Genomic DNA, 14,902 nt, shown 5'->3' on the forward strand with positions numbered 1-14,902 from the left:
ATGTATGTGGCGGCAAAGGGCGGCGAGAAGGCCATCCGCAACGCGCACAAACTGCTGGCCAAGCGTCGGCGCGGAAACGAGAATCTGCCCTCGGTCACGCTGGAGCAGATCGCCGCCCAGCTGACGCTGGCGGTCGACCGGGTGATGGCGGAAGGCTCGCTCTACGACACCCATCTCGCCGCGCTGGCGATCAAGCAGGCGCGGGGCGACCTGATCGAGGCGATCTTCCTCATCCGCGCCTTCCGCACCACCCTGCCGCGCTTCGGCAATTCCCGGCCGCTGGATACCGGCGACATGCTGGTGCGCCGGCGGGTGTCGGCGACCTTCAAGGACCTGCCGGGCGGGCAGCTGCTCGGCCCCACCTTCGACTATACGCACCGGCTGCTGGATACCTCCCTGGCGGTGCCCGACGAGGCCGGTGAGGTGGACGATCAGGCCGGGGCGGCGGCGATGCGGGCCGATGAGGCCGATCCGGCGGAAAAAATGCCGCGCGTGACCGATCTCATCGGTGCGGAAGGGCTGATCGAGGCCTCCCCCGCCGATGACGGCGAGGAGCCTTTCGACATCACCCGCGCGCCGGTGAGCTTCCCGGTCGACCGCGCCACCCGGCTGCAGACGCTGGCGCGCGGCGACGAGGGCTACCTGCTGGCGCTCGGCTATTCCACGCAGCGCGGCTATGCCCGCTCGCATCCCTTCGTCGGCGAGATCCGCTTCGGCGATGTCGAGGTGATCCTCGACGTGCCGGAACTCGGCTTTCCCGTCTCCATCGGCGAGGTGCAGCTCACCGAGTGCCAGATGGTGAACCAGTTCAAGGGCTCCGCCGAGCAGCCGCCGCAATTCACCCGCGGCTACGGCCTCGTCTTCGGGCAATGCGAGCGCAAGGCGATGTCGATGGCGCTGGTGGAGCGGGCGCTGCGCTGGGCCGAGCTCGGCGAGGAGCCCGGCGCCCCGGCGCAGGACGAGGAATTCGTGCTCTCCCATTGCGACAACGTGCAGGCGACCGGCTTCGTCGAGCATCTGAAGCTGCCGCATTACGTCGACTTCCAGGCCGAGCTCGACCTGGTGCGGCGCATGCGGCGGGAGGCCTCCGGGAGAACGCCGGCCGACGAGATGAAGGAGGCGGCGGAATGACGTCGCATCATACCGGCGAGATGCCGGCCATCCGTTACAACTTCGCCTATCTCGACGAGCAGACCAAAAGGATGATCCGCCGCGCGATCCTGAAGGCGATCGCCATTCCCGGCTATCAGGTGCCGTTCGCGGCGCGGGAGATGCCGATGCCCTATGGCTGGGGCACCGGCGGCGTGCAGGTGACGGCGGCGGTGCTGGGGCCGCACGACGTGCTCAAGGTGATCGACCAGGGGGCGGACGACACGACGAATGCCGTGGCGATCCGCGGCTTCTTCGAGAAGACCGCCGGGGTGGCCACCACCACCGCGACCGCCGAGGCGACGATCATCCAGACCCGCCACCGCATTCCCGAGACGCCGCTCGGCGAGGAGCAGATCCTGGTCTACCAGGTGCCGATCCCCGAGCCGCTGCGGTTCCTGGAACCGCGCGAGACCGAGACGCGGCAGCTGCATGCGCTCGAGGAATACGGGCTCATGCATGTGAAGCTCTACGAGGACATCGCCCGCCACGGACATATCGCCACCACCTATGCCTATCCGGTGGAGGTGGCCGGGCGCTATGTGATGGATCCCTCGCCGATCCCGAAATTCGACAACCCGAAGATGGACGACTGCCCGGCGCTGCAATTGTTCGGCGCCGGCCGCGAGAAGCGCATCTATGCCATCCCGCCGCACACCAGGGTGCGCTCGCTGGATTTCGAGGACCACCCCTTCGCGGTGCAGCGCTTCGCCAAGCCGTGCGCGCTGTGCGCGGCTTCGGGCGTCTATCTCGACGAGGTGATCCTCGACGACAGGGGCGGGCGGATGTTCGTGTGCTCGGACACCGACTACTGCGCCGGACGGCAGGCGCAGGGGCATCGCGGCGAGATGGCGGCGCCGGCGGCGGGACAGGCGCTCGACGTCATGCCCGGGCTCGACCCGGGCATCCACGGAGTGCCGCCGGTGCTCCCGGCCCAAGGCGTGGATGGCCGGGACAAGCCCGGCCATGACGGAGTTTCGGACCGGGTGGGTGGCGCGGGAGGGATGCCGTGAGCGCCGACCTCATCGTGCGCGCCGCCGAGCCGGCCGACCTGCCGGCGGTGCTGGAGCTCTATCGCGAGCTCGACCCGGACGATGCCGGCGACCTCGCCGAGGCGCGTGCCGTGTTCGACCGCATGGGGCGCTATCCCGATTACGGGCTCTATGTCGCCGAGGCGGAGGGCGAGGTGCTCGGCACCTTCACGCTGCTGGTGGCGGAGAACATCGCGCATGGGTGCGCGCGCTCGGCGGTGATCGAGGCGGTGGCGGTGAGCGGCGCCGCGCAGGGCCGGGGCATCGGCCGGGCGATGATGGGCTGGGCGCTCGACCGCGCCCGCGAAAAGGGCTGCTACAAGGCGGCGCTGTCGACGCGGATGTCGCGCGAGCGGGCCCACGCCTTCTATGAGGGGCTCGGCTTCCGGCGGCACGGCTTCAGCTTCACCACCGAGCTGGGGGAGACGGACATTTCCGCGCGGGACACCCTCTCGCCCCGGCCCTCTTCCCATTGGGGAGGGGGAACGGACGGCACCCTGCACCTCGCCCCTTTGGGGAGAGGTCGCCCCGCAGGGGCGGGTGAGGGGGCGTACCCGGCCCAAGGCGTGGATGGCCGGACCGAACCCGGCCATGACGGTGTGTCCGGCGGAACGGATGTGACGGAGCGCGTATCATGACCACGCAGACAGCGACCGACGACGCCCCGCTGCTCGTCGCCGAGGGGCTGGGCAAGAATTACGGCGCCCGCATCGGCTGCCGCGACGTGTCGCTGGAGGTGTTTCCCGGCGAGGTGCTGGCGGTGGTGGGCGAGAGCGGCTCGGGCAAATCGACGCTGCTCGGCCTGCTCTCCACCGAGCTGGCGGCCGGCGCCGGGCGCGTCTCCTACCGCATGCGCGACGGTGAGCTGCGCGACCTCGCCGGCCTCGGCCCGGCCGAGCGGCGGCTGTTGATGCGCACCGACTGGGGCTTCGTGCGGCAGAACCCGGCCGACGGGCTGCGCATGGCGGTGTCGGCCGGCGGCAATGTCGGCGAGCGGCTGATGGCGGTCGGCTGGCGGCACTATGGCAACATCCGCGAGGAGGCGACCGATTGGCTGGGGCGGGTGGAGATCGCGGCCGACCGCATCGACGACGATCCCCGCGCCTTCTCCGGCGGCATGCGCCAGCGGCTGCAGATCGCCCGCAACCTCGTCACCAAGCCGCGCCTGGTCTTCATGGACGAGCCGACCGGCGGGCTCGACGTCTCCGTGCAGGCACGGCTGCTGGACCTGATCCGCTCGCTGGTGGCGGAGATGGGGCTGGCGGTGATCATCGTCACCCATGACCTCGCGGTGGCGCGGCTGCTGTCGCACCGCATGGTGGTGATGCGGCACGGACGGGTGATCGAGACCGGGCTCACCGACCAGGTGCTCGACGACCCGCGCGAGCCCTATACCCAGCTGCTGGTCTCCTCGGTGCTGGCGGCGTGAGGGGAATGACGATGGCTTACGTTCGATACGTCGCCAGCCCGCGCGCCGTCATCCCCGGGCTTGACCCGGGGATCCACACCTTGGACCGGGCGTTTCGGCGGGAAGACGTGGATGCCCGGGGCAAGCCCGGGCATGACGGCCTTTCGGATGGGGCCGTGTAGGCGAATGAACAGGTGAACGGCATCATGAGCGAACCCATCCTTTCGGTCTCCGGCGTCGAGAAGACCTTCATCCTGCATCTGCGCGAGGGCGCCAGGCTGCCGGTGGTGTCCGGGGCCGGCTTCGAGCTGTTTTCCGGCGAATGCGTGGCGCTGGGCGGGCCGTCCGGCGCCGGCAAGAGCTCGCTGCTGAAGATGGTCTACGGCAATTACCGCGTCGATGCCGGGCATATAAGGGTGCGCGACGGCGACGAGGTGGTGGATGTCGCCACCACCCCGCCGCGCCGGCTGATGCGGCTGCGCGAGACCACCATGGGCTATGTCAGCCAGTTCCTGCGGGTGATCCCGCGCGTCGGCGCGCTCGACGTGGCGGCCGAGCCGCTGACCGGCGACGGGGTGCCGCGCGAGGAGGCGCTGGCGCGGGCCGGCGCGCTGCTCGCCCGGCTGAACCTGCCGGAGCGGCTGTGGGGCCTGCCGCCGGCTACCTTCTCCGGCGGCGAGCAGCAGCGGGTGAACATCGCGCGCGGGCTGATCGCCCATCGCCCGCTGCTGTTGATGGACGAGCCGACCGCCTCGCTCGACGCCGCCAACCGGCAGGTGGTGATCGGCCTCATCGAGGAGAAGAAGCGGGCCGGCGTCGCCATTCTCGGCATTTTCCACGATGCCGAGGTGCGCGAGGCGGTGTGCGACCGGGTGATCGACGTGACGGAATTCGCGAAAGCCGCGTGAGTTGGGCCGCGAGTGCGGCGGCGGGGCGGGCAAGGCGACGGGGCGGCGTATGGCCGCGTGAGGACGAGATGGACGAGATTATTCTGGCGAATGCCCAGCTGGTGCTGGAGGACGAGGTGCGCCGCGGCCACCTGGTGATCCGCGACGGGAAGATCGCCGAGATCGGCGAGGGGAGCGTCCCGGCGGGGGCGATCGATCTTGCCGGCGACCACCTGCTGCCGGGCTTCGTCGAACTGCACACCGACCATGTGGAGGGGCATCTCTATCCGCGCCCGCGGGTGATGTGGAACGCGTTTGCCGCCGTGACCGCCTATGACGCGCAGATCGCGGCGGCCGGCATCACCACGGTGTTCGATTCGCTGCGCGTGTGGCCGGACAAGAAGGCGGTGGGCATGGACGGCGACGCGCCGCTTCTGGCCGCGACGATCGACGAGGCGGCGCGGGCGGGGCTGCTGCGGGCCGAGCACCATGTGCATCTGCGCTGCGAGGTGGCGGCCGACGGCGTGGTGGAGGACGCGCAGGCGCTGATGGAGGCCTGCGACGTGCGCCTCGTCTCGCTGATGGACCACACGCCCGGCCAGCGGCAATTCCTCACCGAGGAGCATTTCCGCGCCTATTACAAGAAGAAGAGCGGCATGAGCGATGCCGAGATGGACGTGATCGTCGCCGATCGGCTGCAGGCGCATGAGCGCCACGCCCGCGCCAATCGCGAGCGGCTGGTCGCCATCGCGCGGGCGCGCGGCATCGTGCTGGCGAGCCATGACGACGCCACGCCCGCCCATGTCGCCGAGGCGGTGACCGACGGGGTGGCCATCGCCGAATTCCCCACCACGGTGGAGGCGGCGCAGGGCTCGCACGGCGCCGGCATCCGCGTGCTGATGGGCGCGCCGAACGTGGTGCGCGGCGGCTCGCATACCGGCAACGTCGCCGCCGGCGACCTGGCGTGGCGCGGCGTGCTCGACATCATGAGCTCGGACTATGTGCCGGGCAGCCTGCTGCTCGCGGCCTTCGCGCTGCCGGCGCTGGTGGAGGGCATCACCTTGCCGCAGGCGGTGGCGATGGTGAGCGCCAATCCCGCCGACGCCGCCGGCATGGGCGATCGCGGGCGGCTGCGCGCCGGGCTGCGGGCGGACCTGCTGCGGGTCTCGCTCGCCGGGCCGGCGCCGGTGGTGCGCACGGTCTGGCGGCAGGGCGCGCGGGTGGCGTGAGGCCGAATCTGGCGCGGGACGGCGTGGCGACCTATGACGGCGACGGGGACGAGACGGGAGTTGCAGGCGTGAGCGGCAGGACCGAGGCGGATATCGATGCGGGTATTTCGCCGGAAGCGGGGGCGCCGGCAGGCGCGGCCCGGCTGGGGCCCGGCACGCTGGTGCTGGTGGTCGGCCCTTCCGGCGCCGGCAAGGACACGCTGATCCGCGAGGCATGCCGGCGGCTCGCCGGGCGGGACGATATCCGCTTCGCGCGCCGGCGCATCACCCGGCCGGTCGACGCCACCGAGGACCATGTCAGCCTCGACGCGGCGGCCTTCGCGCGCGGCGTCGCGGCGGGGGAGTTCCCGCTGCACTGGCAGGCCAACGGCCTCGCCTATGCGCTGGGGCCGGAAGTGGCCGCGGATCTCGCCGCCGGCCGCATGGTGGTCGCCAATGGCTCGCGCGGGGCGGTGGCGGAGGCGCGCCGGCGCTTCGCCGCGGTGCGGATCGTCATGGTGACGGCGCCGCCGGAGCTGCTCGCCGCCCGCATCGCCGCGCGCGGCCGCGAGGGGGCCGAGGACGCGGCGCGGCGGCTGAAGCGCGAGCCGGCGCTGCCGGTGCCGCCGGACGCCACCATCGTCAATGACGGGGTACCGGAGGCGGGGGGCGCGCGGCTGGCCGACGTCCTCGCGCGGCTGGCGGAGAACTGTCAGGGGCGGGGGCCTCGATGATGCCGGAAGCCCGTGGAGGCTGTCGGCATGGCGAAGAGGGATGACCACGACGCCTATATCGCCGCCGCGCCGGAGCCGTTCCGCGCCGTTCTGAGCCAAGTGCGCGCGCAGCTGTCCCGGGCGCTGCCGGACGCCGACGACATCGTCAAATACGACATGCCCGGCTTGCAGATCGCAGGCACGGTCATCGCGGGCTATGCCGCCTTCAGCAAGCCATGCGGTCTCCATGTCGACCCGCGGGCGATCGCCGCCCACGCCGACGAGATCGCCGCCCTGAAGCTCAAGGCGACCAGGACCGGGATCGCCTTCCCGGCGAGCCGGCCGATCCCCGCGGAACTGATCGCGACGCTGGCGGAGAGTTCGCGCCGCGAGACGGGAGTTTAGCGGGCGTCGTCCAGGGCCGGCATGTGATGACGGCCGAACGTGGCGCGGCGCGGCGCGGCTGTGCGGTGAGGTGAGGACTGCCCTTCGGCGTCGGCGCGGTGGAGGGAAGGCGCGCCGGTCGGTGCCTGTGTCGTCGATCGACCTCATCCTGAGGCGCCCGGCGTCAGCTGGCCTCGAAGGATGCCTGTCCGGGTGCGCATGACGAACATCCTTCGAGGCTCGCTGCGCTCGCACCTCAGGATGAGGGGGGCTTTCGGGAGACGGGTGGCGTGGCATCGGTCGGATCGATGCCGACGGGCCTCAGGATGAGCGCCCCGCGGGAAGGGCGGCGGGCGGTCGCCGAAACGAAAAACGGCCGGGACGAGGCCGGCCGTGCGATTCCGCTCGATGATGACTGGCGATCTACTGGCGATATTGCTGGATGCGGGTGGTGCGCAGGCCGGCGAGGCCGTGGCGGTCGATCGAGGCCTGCCAGGAGAGGAACTCCTCCGTGGTCAGCGTGTAGCGCTTGCACGCCTCCTCAAGGCTCAGGAGCCCGCCACGCACGGCGGCGACCACCTCGGCCTTGCGGCGAATGACCCAGCGACGGGTGTCGGGCGGAGGAAGATCGGCAATGGTCAACGGACTGCCGTCCGGTCCGATCACGTATTTCACCCTGGGGCGATAGGCCTCGGTCATTGTACGCTCACTCATGACACCCGAACTTATGAGATGATGGTATCCTGGCAGCGATAAATATTTTCCTAAACGAATCACGGCTTGGTGAGTTCAGGAAGGTTAAGCCGTTCTTAACATCCACGAAACTTTTCGTTTACCTTGCGGAATCTTCGCCGCTCCTGCTTCGACTGCCCGGCAGGCGCGCCGCCGGCGGACGGGCGGGTTGCGCGAGAGGGGCGGGATTGCGTAGAAACGGGTTCGACGAAATCCGCCGACACCCTATATAGGGACTCCGCCGCCGTCGCCTTCCATGTCTCTGACCCACCGCTCGCCATGATCCGCCTCGACGATACAGGCCGCTCCCCGAAGGACACCCGCGTGGTGGTGGCGATGTCGGGCGGGGTGGATTCCTCGGTGGTGGCCGCGCTCTATGCGCAGGCCGGCTACGAGGTGCTGGGCGTCACCCTGCAGCTCTACGACCATGGCGAGGCGATGCACCACCGCCCCGGCGCCTGCTGCGCCGGGCAGGACATCTACGATGCCCGCACCGTGTGCGAGAAGCTGGGCATCCCGCATTACGTGCTCGACTATGAGAGCCGGTTCCGCAACGCGGTGATCGAGCGCTTCGCCGACGCCTATGCCTCGGGCGAGACGCCGATCCCCTGCGTCGACTGCAACCGCACCGTCAAGTTCCGCGACCTGATGGAGACGGCGAGGGACCTGGGCGCCGACATCCTCGCCACCGGCCATTACGTCACCAGCCGCGGATTGCCGGACGGCACGCGGGCGCTGTACCGCCCGCTCGACGAGAGCCGCGACCAGAGCTACTTCCTCTATGCGACGACGCAGGCGCAGATCGACATGCTGCGCTTCCCGCTCGGCGAGACCACCAAGCCGGAAGTGCGGGCGCTGGCGGAAGGCTTCGGGCTGAAGGTGGCCGACAAGCCGGACAGCCAGGACATCTGCTTCGTGCCGAACGGGCACTACACCGCCATCGTCGAGAAGCTGCGCCCCGAGGCCGGCGAGCCCGGCGATATCGTGCATCTCGACGGGCGGGTGCTGGGGCGGCACGGCGGTGTCATGCGCTACACGATCGGCCAGAGGAAGGGCCTCGGCATCGCCTCCACCGAGCCGCTCTACGTGGTGGGCATCGACGCCCGCCAGCGCCGGGTGCTGGTGGGCCCCCGCGCCGCGCTGGGCGTGACCGAGGTGCGTGTCGACGAGGTGAACTGGCTCGGCGACGAGAGCCTCGACGCCGCGCTCGATGCCGGCCGCGAGATCCATGTGAAGGTGCGCTCGACCCGCGCCCCGGTGCCCGGCCAGCTCGGCCGCGCGGCGGATGGCGCCCCGGTGGTGCGGCTCGCCGCCGCGGAGGAAGGGGTGGCGCCCGGCCAGGCCTGCGTGTTCTATGCCGATGCCTCGTCGGGCGCGCGGCTGCTCGGCGGCGGGGCGATCCGCCGCGTGCCAAGCACGTTCACAGCGCTGACACGCGGTCAGGAGATGTTGGCGAACGCCCGTACCGCGTGAGTCGGGCCTCGCACCGGGCATCGGCGGCAAGGCCGGGCCGGAGTTGTTGGGGGGAAGCATGACGACCGATCTCGACCGTGCCACCGTTGAGGAAGCCTATGCCCGCTGGGCGCCGGTTTACGACGTGGTGTTCGGCGCGGTGTTCGACGCCGGTCGCAAGGCGGCGATCAAGGCGGCGGAGAAGATCGGCGGGCGCATCCTCGAATTCGGCGTCGGCACCGGCCTCGCGCTGCCGCTCTACAAGCGCTCCAACCGCATGGTCGGCGTCGACATCTCCGAGCCCATGCTCCACAAGGCCCGCGAGCGGGTGAAGAAGGAGCATCTGCGCCATGTCGAGGGGCTCGCCCTCATGGACGGCGCGCATCTCGGCTTCGCCGACGACAGCTTCGACGTGGTGATCGCCCAGTTCGTCATCACCGTGGTGCCGCAGCCGGAGGAGACGCTGGACGAGATGGCCCGCGTGCTGAAGCCGGGCGGCGAGATCATCCTGGTCAACCATCTCGGCGCCGAGGACGGGCCGCGCGCGGTGTTCGAGCGCTGGTTCGCCCGCAAGGCGCGCAAGCTCGGCTGGCGGCCGGAATTCCAGTTCGCCCGGCTGCGCAACTGGGCGCTGCAGAACGGCACGGTGGACCTGCCGATCGCCAAGGATGTCGGGCTCGGCATGTACACGCTGGTGCGCTTCCGCAAGCTGAGCGCGGAAGAGCAGGCGACGCGGGTGGAGACCGGCAAGGTGGCGCTGGCGGGGTAGCACCGCCAGCGAGCGCGCCGGCCCGTTTCAGCCGTCGATCTCTCCCGCCGCCGCGATCACTTCCTCGACGATCAGCCGCACGTCTTCCTCCGTGGTGCGGTGGTTGACGAAGCAGGCGCGCAGCGCGAAGCGCGCGTCGAGCGTGGCGTTGGACAGGAAGACGCGGCGGCGCGCGATCACCCGGCGCAGCAGCGCCTCGTTGTCCTTTTCCCGGTGACGGAAGCAGACGGCGCTCAGCGGCCCGGTCGACAGAAGTTCGAGCTCCGGGCGGGCGGCGACCGCGCGCTCCAGCAGGCGTGCATGGGCGAGGTCGCGGGCGATGGCGGCGCGGAAGGCGGCGCGCCCGTGATATTGCAGCGACATCCACAGCTTCAGCGCGCGGAAGCGGCGCGACAGCTCCAGGCTCTCCTCGAAATAGGCGAAGGCCTCGCCGGGATCGGTGTTGAGCGCCCGTACATAGTCGCCGCTATGCGAGAAGGTCTCGCGCGCGACGTCGCCGTGCCGGTGCAGCAGGCAGCCGCAATCCACCGGCTGGTACAGCCATTTATGCGCGTCGAGCGACAGCGAATCCGCCTGCGACAGGCCTTCGAACAGCGCGGGCGCGGCGAGCGCCGCCAGCACGCCGAAGGCGCCATCGACATGCATCCAGAGATCCTCGCGCCGGGCGATGGCGGCGATGGCGGGCAGCGGGTCGATGGCGCCGGTCGCCACCGTGCCGGCGGTGGCGACGATGGCGAGGGGCGTGCGGCCGGCGGCGCGATCCTGCGCGATGGCGGCCTCCAGCGCGTCGAGGCGCATCCGCTTCTCCGCATCGACGGGGATGAGCCGCAGGTTGCGCCGGCCGAGGCCGATCAGCGCCACCGCCTTCGGGACGGACATGTGCACCTGCTCGGACGCGTAGACGATGCCGGGGCGGGCGCCGTCCTCATTGGCCGGCAGCTTCGCCTCGCGCGCCATGGCGAGCGCCATCAGATTGGCCGAGGAACCGCCGCCGCACAGCGAGCCGGTGAAGCCGGGACAGCCGATGGCGTCGGCGAGCCAGCCGATCACCGCCTGCTCGACGGCGACCGCCGCCGGGGCGGAGCGCCAGGCGCCGACATTCTGGTTCAGCACCGAGGCGAGCAGGTCGCCGAGCGCGCCGACCGGCTCGCCGGAGCCGAACACATAGCCGAAGAACCGGCCGCCGGACGGCCGGGAATGCGCGGCGATGGCGGTGAAATCCTCCAGCACCGCGGCGCCGCGGCCCTCGTCCGCCCAGGGGCGGGCGAACAGCCGTGCGGTTTCCGTGGCGCTGGTCTCGGGATAGGCCGGGCGCGCCTCGAGCCCGGACCAGTAGCCGGCGGCGAGCCGGGCGGCATCGTCGAGGAGGCCGGCGAGCGCCTCGCCGGAGATTTCCAGGGCGTGGCGCTGCCGGTCGCCGTCGTCCTGCCGTGCATCGTGGTTCATCGTCGCCCCCCTTGTCGCCGCTTCTCGCCGTCGCTCCCGGAGGGCGCGGCGCGGGAGGCTAGGCCTCCCCGGGACGTGGGGCAATGCGGCGGCGCGTCCCGTCGGCGGCGCCTACTCGGCCCAGGCGAGTTCCGGCCCCACCGGGACGATGCCGGTGGGATTGATGGTCTTGTGGCTCTCGTAATAGTGCCGCTTGATGTGGGTGAGGTTCACCGTGCCGGCGACGCCGGGCACCTCGTACAGCGCCTTCAGGTAGCGCGACAGGTTCGGGTAGTCGGCGATGCGGCGGATGTTGCACTTGAAATGGCCGACATAGACGGCGTCGAAGCGGATCAGCGTGGTGAACAGCCGCCAGTCGGCCTCGGTCTGGGTGGCGCCGAACAGAAAGGGGCCGTCGGCGAGGCGGGCCTCCAATTCGTCCAGCATGGCGAACAAAGCGCGCACCGCCTCCTCATAGGCTTCCTGCCGGGTGGCGAAGCCGGCCTTGTAGACGCCGTTGTTCACCGCGTCGTAGATGCGGGCGTTGAGGGCATCGATGTCGGCGCGCAGCGGCTCGGGGTAATAGTCGTGCCGGTCCGGCGTGAAGGCGCCGAAGGCCGAATTGAACATGCGGATGATCTCAGCCGATTCGTTGCTGACGATGGTGCCGCGCTTCCTGTCCCACAGCACCGGCACGGTGACGCGGCCGGAATAATGCGGATCGGCGGCGAGGTAGACCTCGTAGAGCCGCTGCGTGCCGAGCACGGTGTCGGCGGTGGCGCCGAGGGTGGGGCGCGGGGCGTGGCCGGCGAACACCCAGCCTTCCTCGCCCATATGCGGATCGACCACATCGACGTCGACGAGATCCTGCAGCTGCTTCAGCTGGCGGAAGATCAGCGTGCGATGCGCCCAGGGGCAGGCATAGGAGACATAGAGGTGGTAGCGGCCGGGCTCGGCGGCAAAGCCGCCCTCGCCGGTGGGGCCGGGGGCGCCGTCCGGGGTGATCCAGTTGCGGAAGCGGGTGACGGTGCGCTCGAAGCGCCCGCCGGTGCTCTTGGTGTCGTACCAGGTGTCGGCCCATTTGCCGTCGACCAGCAGTCCCATCGCGTGTCTCCCTCGGATCCAGGGGAGAAGCTAGGCCGAAACCGGCGCCATGGCACCCCGCCCGGCATGGCAGGCGCGAGAAGGATGGATTGCGGGAATGCCCGCGCGGCTACAGCCGCTTGACGTAGAGCCGCGTGCCGGTGAGGCCGCCCAGCGGCTTCAGCGCGAAATCCGGGATCTCGCCGCAGAAGACGAAGCCGTGCCGCTCGTAGAGGCCGGCGGCGCCGCCGTCGCTGGCGGTGTCGAGCACCAGATGCGTGCGGCCCCGCGCGCGGGCGATGGCCTCGGCGGCACGTAGCAGGGCGCTGGCGATGCCGCGGCCGCGACAGGCCGGGAGCGTCATCATCTTGGCGATCTCGGCGCGGTGCGGCTGGTTCTCCGGCAAGGCGAGCTGCAGCGTCACCGTGCCGGCCAGCGTCTCGCCGAGGAAGGCGCCGAGCACCACGCGCTCGCCGCGGGCGGCGGCGGCGAGCGATCCGCGCCAGAACGCCGCCGCCTTGTCCGGGGCCAGCGGATGCATGAAGCTGACCGAGCCGCCGCCCGCCACCGTCTCGACCAGCAAGGCGGCGAGGGCCGTCACGGTCGGCTCGTCGGCGGCGAGGGGACGGATGGCGAGAGCGGGTGCGTCGGTCATGGCGTGGCTCGGAGAAGCGGCGGGCTGGGCCGGGATCACAGGCGGGTGAGGGCGACGATGTAGCGGCAGGGAGCGGCGCTCTCATTGGCGAAGGTGACGTCGGCCGGCGGGCCGAAGCCGAGCGCGTCACCGGGCTTCAGTTCGTGGCGCGCCCCGCCCTCGATCAGGGTGAGCGCGCCCTGGCGCAGCTGCAGCACCTGGCGGATCGGCGCATAGGAGGAGGCGGGAAGGGTGACGCGGGCGCCGGGCGGCAGCTCGACCTCCACCAGCTCGACCGGATGATCCGGCCGGGCGAAGATCTGCCGGCGGACATAGCCCGTCGCGGGATCGCGCCAGAGCGGCTGGTCGGCGGCGCGCACCAGCCGGTCGCCGCCCTCGGCGCGCAGGAGCAGGCCGGCGAGGGTGAGGTCGAAGGCATGGGCGAGACGCACCAGCGTCACCGCGGTGGGGCTGATCTCGCCGCGCTCGATCTTGCTGATGGTCGCCTTGCCGACGCCGGCGCGACCGGCGAGATCGGCCAGCGACCAGCCGCGCGCCTCGCGCTCCAGCTTGAGGCGGCGGGCGAGGCGGATCTCGGTGTCGTCAATTAAAGTAGACATACGTTTCTTATAAGAGATTGACCGTCCGGCGATCAAGGGGGCGGGGCGAGACGGGCCGCGCCGGCGTGCCTCTCGACCTGTGCCCCGGCCTGTGCTATCCGGCCGAACCTTTTTTCGGGAATGACGGCGATGGCCCCGCGGCCGATGCAGCGACGACGAGACGGGATGACCGGCACGGACAGCTTTCCGTGCACGGACGATTCCGCTCGCCGGTGCCGGCGGCCGTGACCCGACGGCCGCTCGGCGCGGCGATGTGCCGACCTTGAGCCTTCCGAGCGCCGACATGACCGAACTCTCCATTACCGTCCTTACCGAGAAGCCCTCCGACGACGCCGCCATCGAGCGGCTGGTGGCGCGCACCTTCGGGCCCGGCCGCTATGCCCGCACCGCCTACCGGCTGCGCGAGGGCAATCCGCACCGGCTGGACCTCTCCTTCACCGCCTATATCGGCACCATGCTGGTCGGCTCGGTGCGGCTGACGCCGATCGCCATCGGCGAGGATGCGGCGCTGCTGCTCGGCCCGCTCACCGTCGAGCCGCCCTTCCGCTCGCACGGCATCGGCCGGCGGCTGGTGGAGCGCTGCCTGGAGGCGGCGAAGGCGGAGCTGGACCGCCAGGGCGCCGCGACGCTGGTGCTGCTGGTGGGCGACGAGCCCTATTACGGCCGCATGGGCTTCAAGCGGGTGCCGCCGGGCCAGGTGAGCCTGCCCGGCCCAGTGGATCCGGCCCGGGTGCTGGTGTGTGCGCTCGACGGCACGCCGCCGGAAGCGGTGCGCGGCCCGGTGCGCAAGGGGCACGGCGTTCCCGCCCCCATGGCGGCGGAGTAGGCCTGCCCTCAGCCGCCGGAAGGCGGGGCTGGAAGCGCGTAGGTCAGCCGTACCATGCCGAGCGGCAGGGCGCGGCTGTCCGTCAGGGTCAGCGACATCGGGCCGATGGCTCCGGCCGGCACCATCTGCACCCCGTCGCCGAGCAGTACGGGAATGACGAACAGGTCCAGCCGTTCCATGGCGTTCGCGGCGAGAAAGGCGGCCTGCAATTGCGCGCCGCCGATCATCCAGACCACGCCCTCGCCCGCGCGCAGTTCGGCGATGAGATCGCCGATGCCGCCGTGCCAGGCCTCGACGCCGGCCGGCGCCTCGTCGAGCGGGCGGGACGTGACGATGACAGCCCTTTTGCCGGCGTAGAACCAATCGCCCTCGAAGGAGCGGACCTGATCATAGGTACGCCGCCCCATCACCACCGTGTCGATACCGGCGATGAAAGCGGCATAGCCGGTGTCGACGGCATCGAAGGGCTTGAGCCAGTCGATGCCGCCTTCCGCGTCGGCGATGTAGCCGTCAAGACTCATGGCCATGTAGCCGAGAATGGTCGCCATGGGATGCTCCCTCGCTCGAATCGCGCCGCCGAG

16 protein-coding genes and 1 pseudogene are annotated in these 14,902 nt (G+C 70.9%); 11 read left to right on the forward strand and 6 right to left on the reverse strand.

Annotated elements, in window-relative coordinates; genetic code table 11:
* The 8 genes and pseudogenes from KHC19_RS21845 to KHC19_RS21880 all read left to right on the forward strand — a co-directional run bounded on the left by KHC19_RS21845 (position 1) and on the right by KHC19_RS21880 (position 6,801).
* Positions 1-1,131, forward strand: coding sequence for a carbon-phosphorus lyase complex subunit (locus KHC19_RS21845; protein ID WP_213355521.1), 1,131 nt, complete (start codon positions 1-3; stop codon positions 1,129-1,131).
* 20 nt (positions 1,132-1,151) lie between these two features.
* A pseudogene (locus KHC19_RS21850) lies at positions 1,152-1,997 on the forward strand (alpha-D-ribose 1-methylphosphonate 5-phosphate C-P-lyase PhnJ); the annotation flags it as partial.
* A 161-nt stretch (positions 1,998-2,158) separates the two neighbouring features.
* A complete protein-coding gene (locus KHC19_RS21855; protein ID WP_213355525.1) occupies positions 2,159-2,818 on the forward strand; it encodes a GNAT family N-acetyltransferase in 660 nt (219 codons plus the stop codon).
* Positions 2,815-3,609: a phosphonate C-P lyase system protein PhnK gene (gene phnK, locus KHC19_RS21860; protein ID WP_213355527.1), complete on the forward strand. Its 795-nt coding sequence runs from the start codon at positions 2,815-2,817 to the stop codon at positions 3,607-3,609. Before KHC19_RS21855 ends, phnK begins: the two co-directional genes overlap by 4 nt.
* A 185-nt stretch (positions 3,610-3,794) precedes the next feature.
* Complete coding sequence (gene phnL, locus KHC19_RS21865; protein ID WP_213355529.1) at positions 3,795-4,496, forward strand: phosphonate C-P lyase system protein PhnL; 702 nt, start codon at positions 3,795-3,797, stop codon at positions 4,494-4,496.
* Between the two features lie 68 nt (positions 4,497-4,564).
* A complete protein-coding gene (locus KHC19_RS21870) occupies positions 4,565-5,704 on the forward strand; it encodes an alpha-D-ribose 1-methylphosphonate 5-triphosphate diphosphatase (protein WP_213355531.1) in 1,140 nt (379 codons plus the stop codon).
* 68 nt (positions 5,705-5,772) lie between these two features.
* The gene (phnN, locus tag KHC19_RS21875; protein WP_343207773.1) at positions 5,773-6,417 is read left to right on the forward strand and encodes a phosphonate metabolism protein/1,5-bisphosphokinase (PRPP-forming) PhnN; all 645 of its coding nucleotides are present in this window, start codon (positions 5,773-5,775) and stop codon (positions 6,415-6,417) included.
* 27 nt (positions 6,418-6,444) lie between these two features.
* Complete coding sequence (locus KHC19_RS21880; protein ID WP_213355533.1) at positions 6,445-6,801, forward strand: iron chaperone; 357 nt, start codon at positions 6,445-6,447, stop codon at positions 6,799-6,801.
* A 402-nt stretch (positions 6,802-7,203) separates the two neighbouring features.
* Here KHC19_RS21880 and sciP read toward each other — a convergent pair whose 3' ends face one another.
* Positions 7,204-7,479, reverse strand: coding sequence for a CtrA inhibitor SciP (sciP, locus tag KHC19_RS21885; protein ID WP_213356345.1), 276 nt, complete (start codon positions 7,477-7,479; stop codon positions 7,204-7,206).
* Between the two features lie 312 nt (positions 7,480-7,791).
* Between sciP and mnmA the strand changes: the two genes are divergently transcribed.
* Positions 7,792-8,985: a tRNA 2-thiouridine(34) synthase MnmA gene (mnmA, locus tag KHC19_RS21890; RefSeq protein WP_213355535.1), complete on the forward strand. Its 1,194-nt coding sequence runs from the start codon at positions 7,792-7,794 to the stop codon at positions 8,983-8,985.
* Between the two features lie 58 nt (positions 8,986-9,043).
* A complete protein-coding gene (locus KHC19_RS21895; RefSeq protein WP_213355536.1) occupies positions 9,044-9,733 on the forward strand; it encodes a class I SAM-dependent methyltransferase in 690 nt (229 codons plus the stop codon).
* A 27-nt stretch (positions 9,734-9,760) separates the two neighbouring features.
* On the opposite strand, the gene KHC19_RS21900 is transcribed toward KHC19_RS21895, so the two are convergent.
* From KHC19_RS21900 to KHC19_RS21915, 4 genes are all read right to left on the reverse strand, one after another.
* Positions 9,761-11,179, reverse strand: a complete 1,419-nt coding sequence (locus KHC19_RS21900) for a pyridoxal phosphate-dependent decarboxylase family protein (protein WP_213355537.1) — start codon at positions 11,177-11,179, stop codon at positions 9,761-9,763.
* A 111-nt stretch (positions 11,180-11,290) separates the two neighbouring features.
* On the reverse strand, positions 11,291-12,262 hold the full coding sequence (locus KHC19_RS21905) for a glutathione S-transferase family protein (RefSeq protein WP_213355538.1): 972 nt from the start codon (positions 12,260-12,262) through the stop codon (positions 11,291-11,293).
* A 109-nt stretch (positions 12,263-12,371) separates the two neighbouring features.
* A complete protein-coding gene (locus KHC19_RS21910) occupies positions 12,372-12,896 on the reverse strand; it encodes a GNAT family N-acetyltransferase (protein WP_213355539.1) in 525 nt (174 codons plus the stop codon).
* A 35-nt stretch (positions 12,897-12,931) separates the two neighbouring features.
* Entirely contained in the window at positions 12,932-13,495 is a 564-nt protein-coding gene (locus tag KHC19_RS21915; protein ID WP_213355540.1) for a helix-turn-helix domain-containing protein, read from the reverse strand.
* A gap of 283 nt (positions 13,496-13,778) precedes the next feature.
* Between KHC19_RS21915 and KHC19_RS21920 the strand changes: the two genes are divergently transcribed.
* Positions 13,779-14,321: a GNAT family N-acetyltransferase gene (locus tag KHC19_RS21920; protein WP_213355541.1), complete on the forward strand. Its 543-nt coding sequence runs from the start codon at positions 13,779-13,781 to the stop codon at positions 14,319-14,321.
* 8 nt (positions 14,322-14,329) lie between these two features.
* On the opposite strand, the gene KHC19_RS21925 is transcribed toward KHC19_RS21920, so the two are convergent.
* Positions 14,330-14,869 (reverse strand): dihydrofolate reductase family protein, encoded by a 540-nt coding sequence (locus KHC19_RS21925; RefSeq protein WP_213355542.1) that lies wholly within the window; start codon positions 14,867-14,869, stop codon positions 14,330-14,332.
* Between the last annotated feature and the right edge of the window lie 33 nt (positions 14,870-14,902).

Origin of the sequence: Ancylobacter oerskovii (assembly GCF_018390555.1) — a bacterium.
GTDB lineage: Bacteria > Pseudomonadota > Alphaproteobacteria > Rhizobiales > Xanthobacteraceae > Ancylobacter > Ancylobacter oerskovii.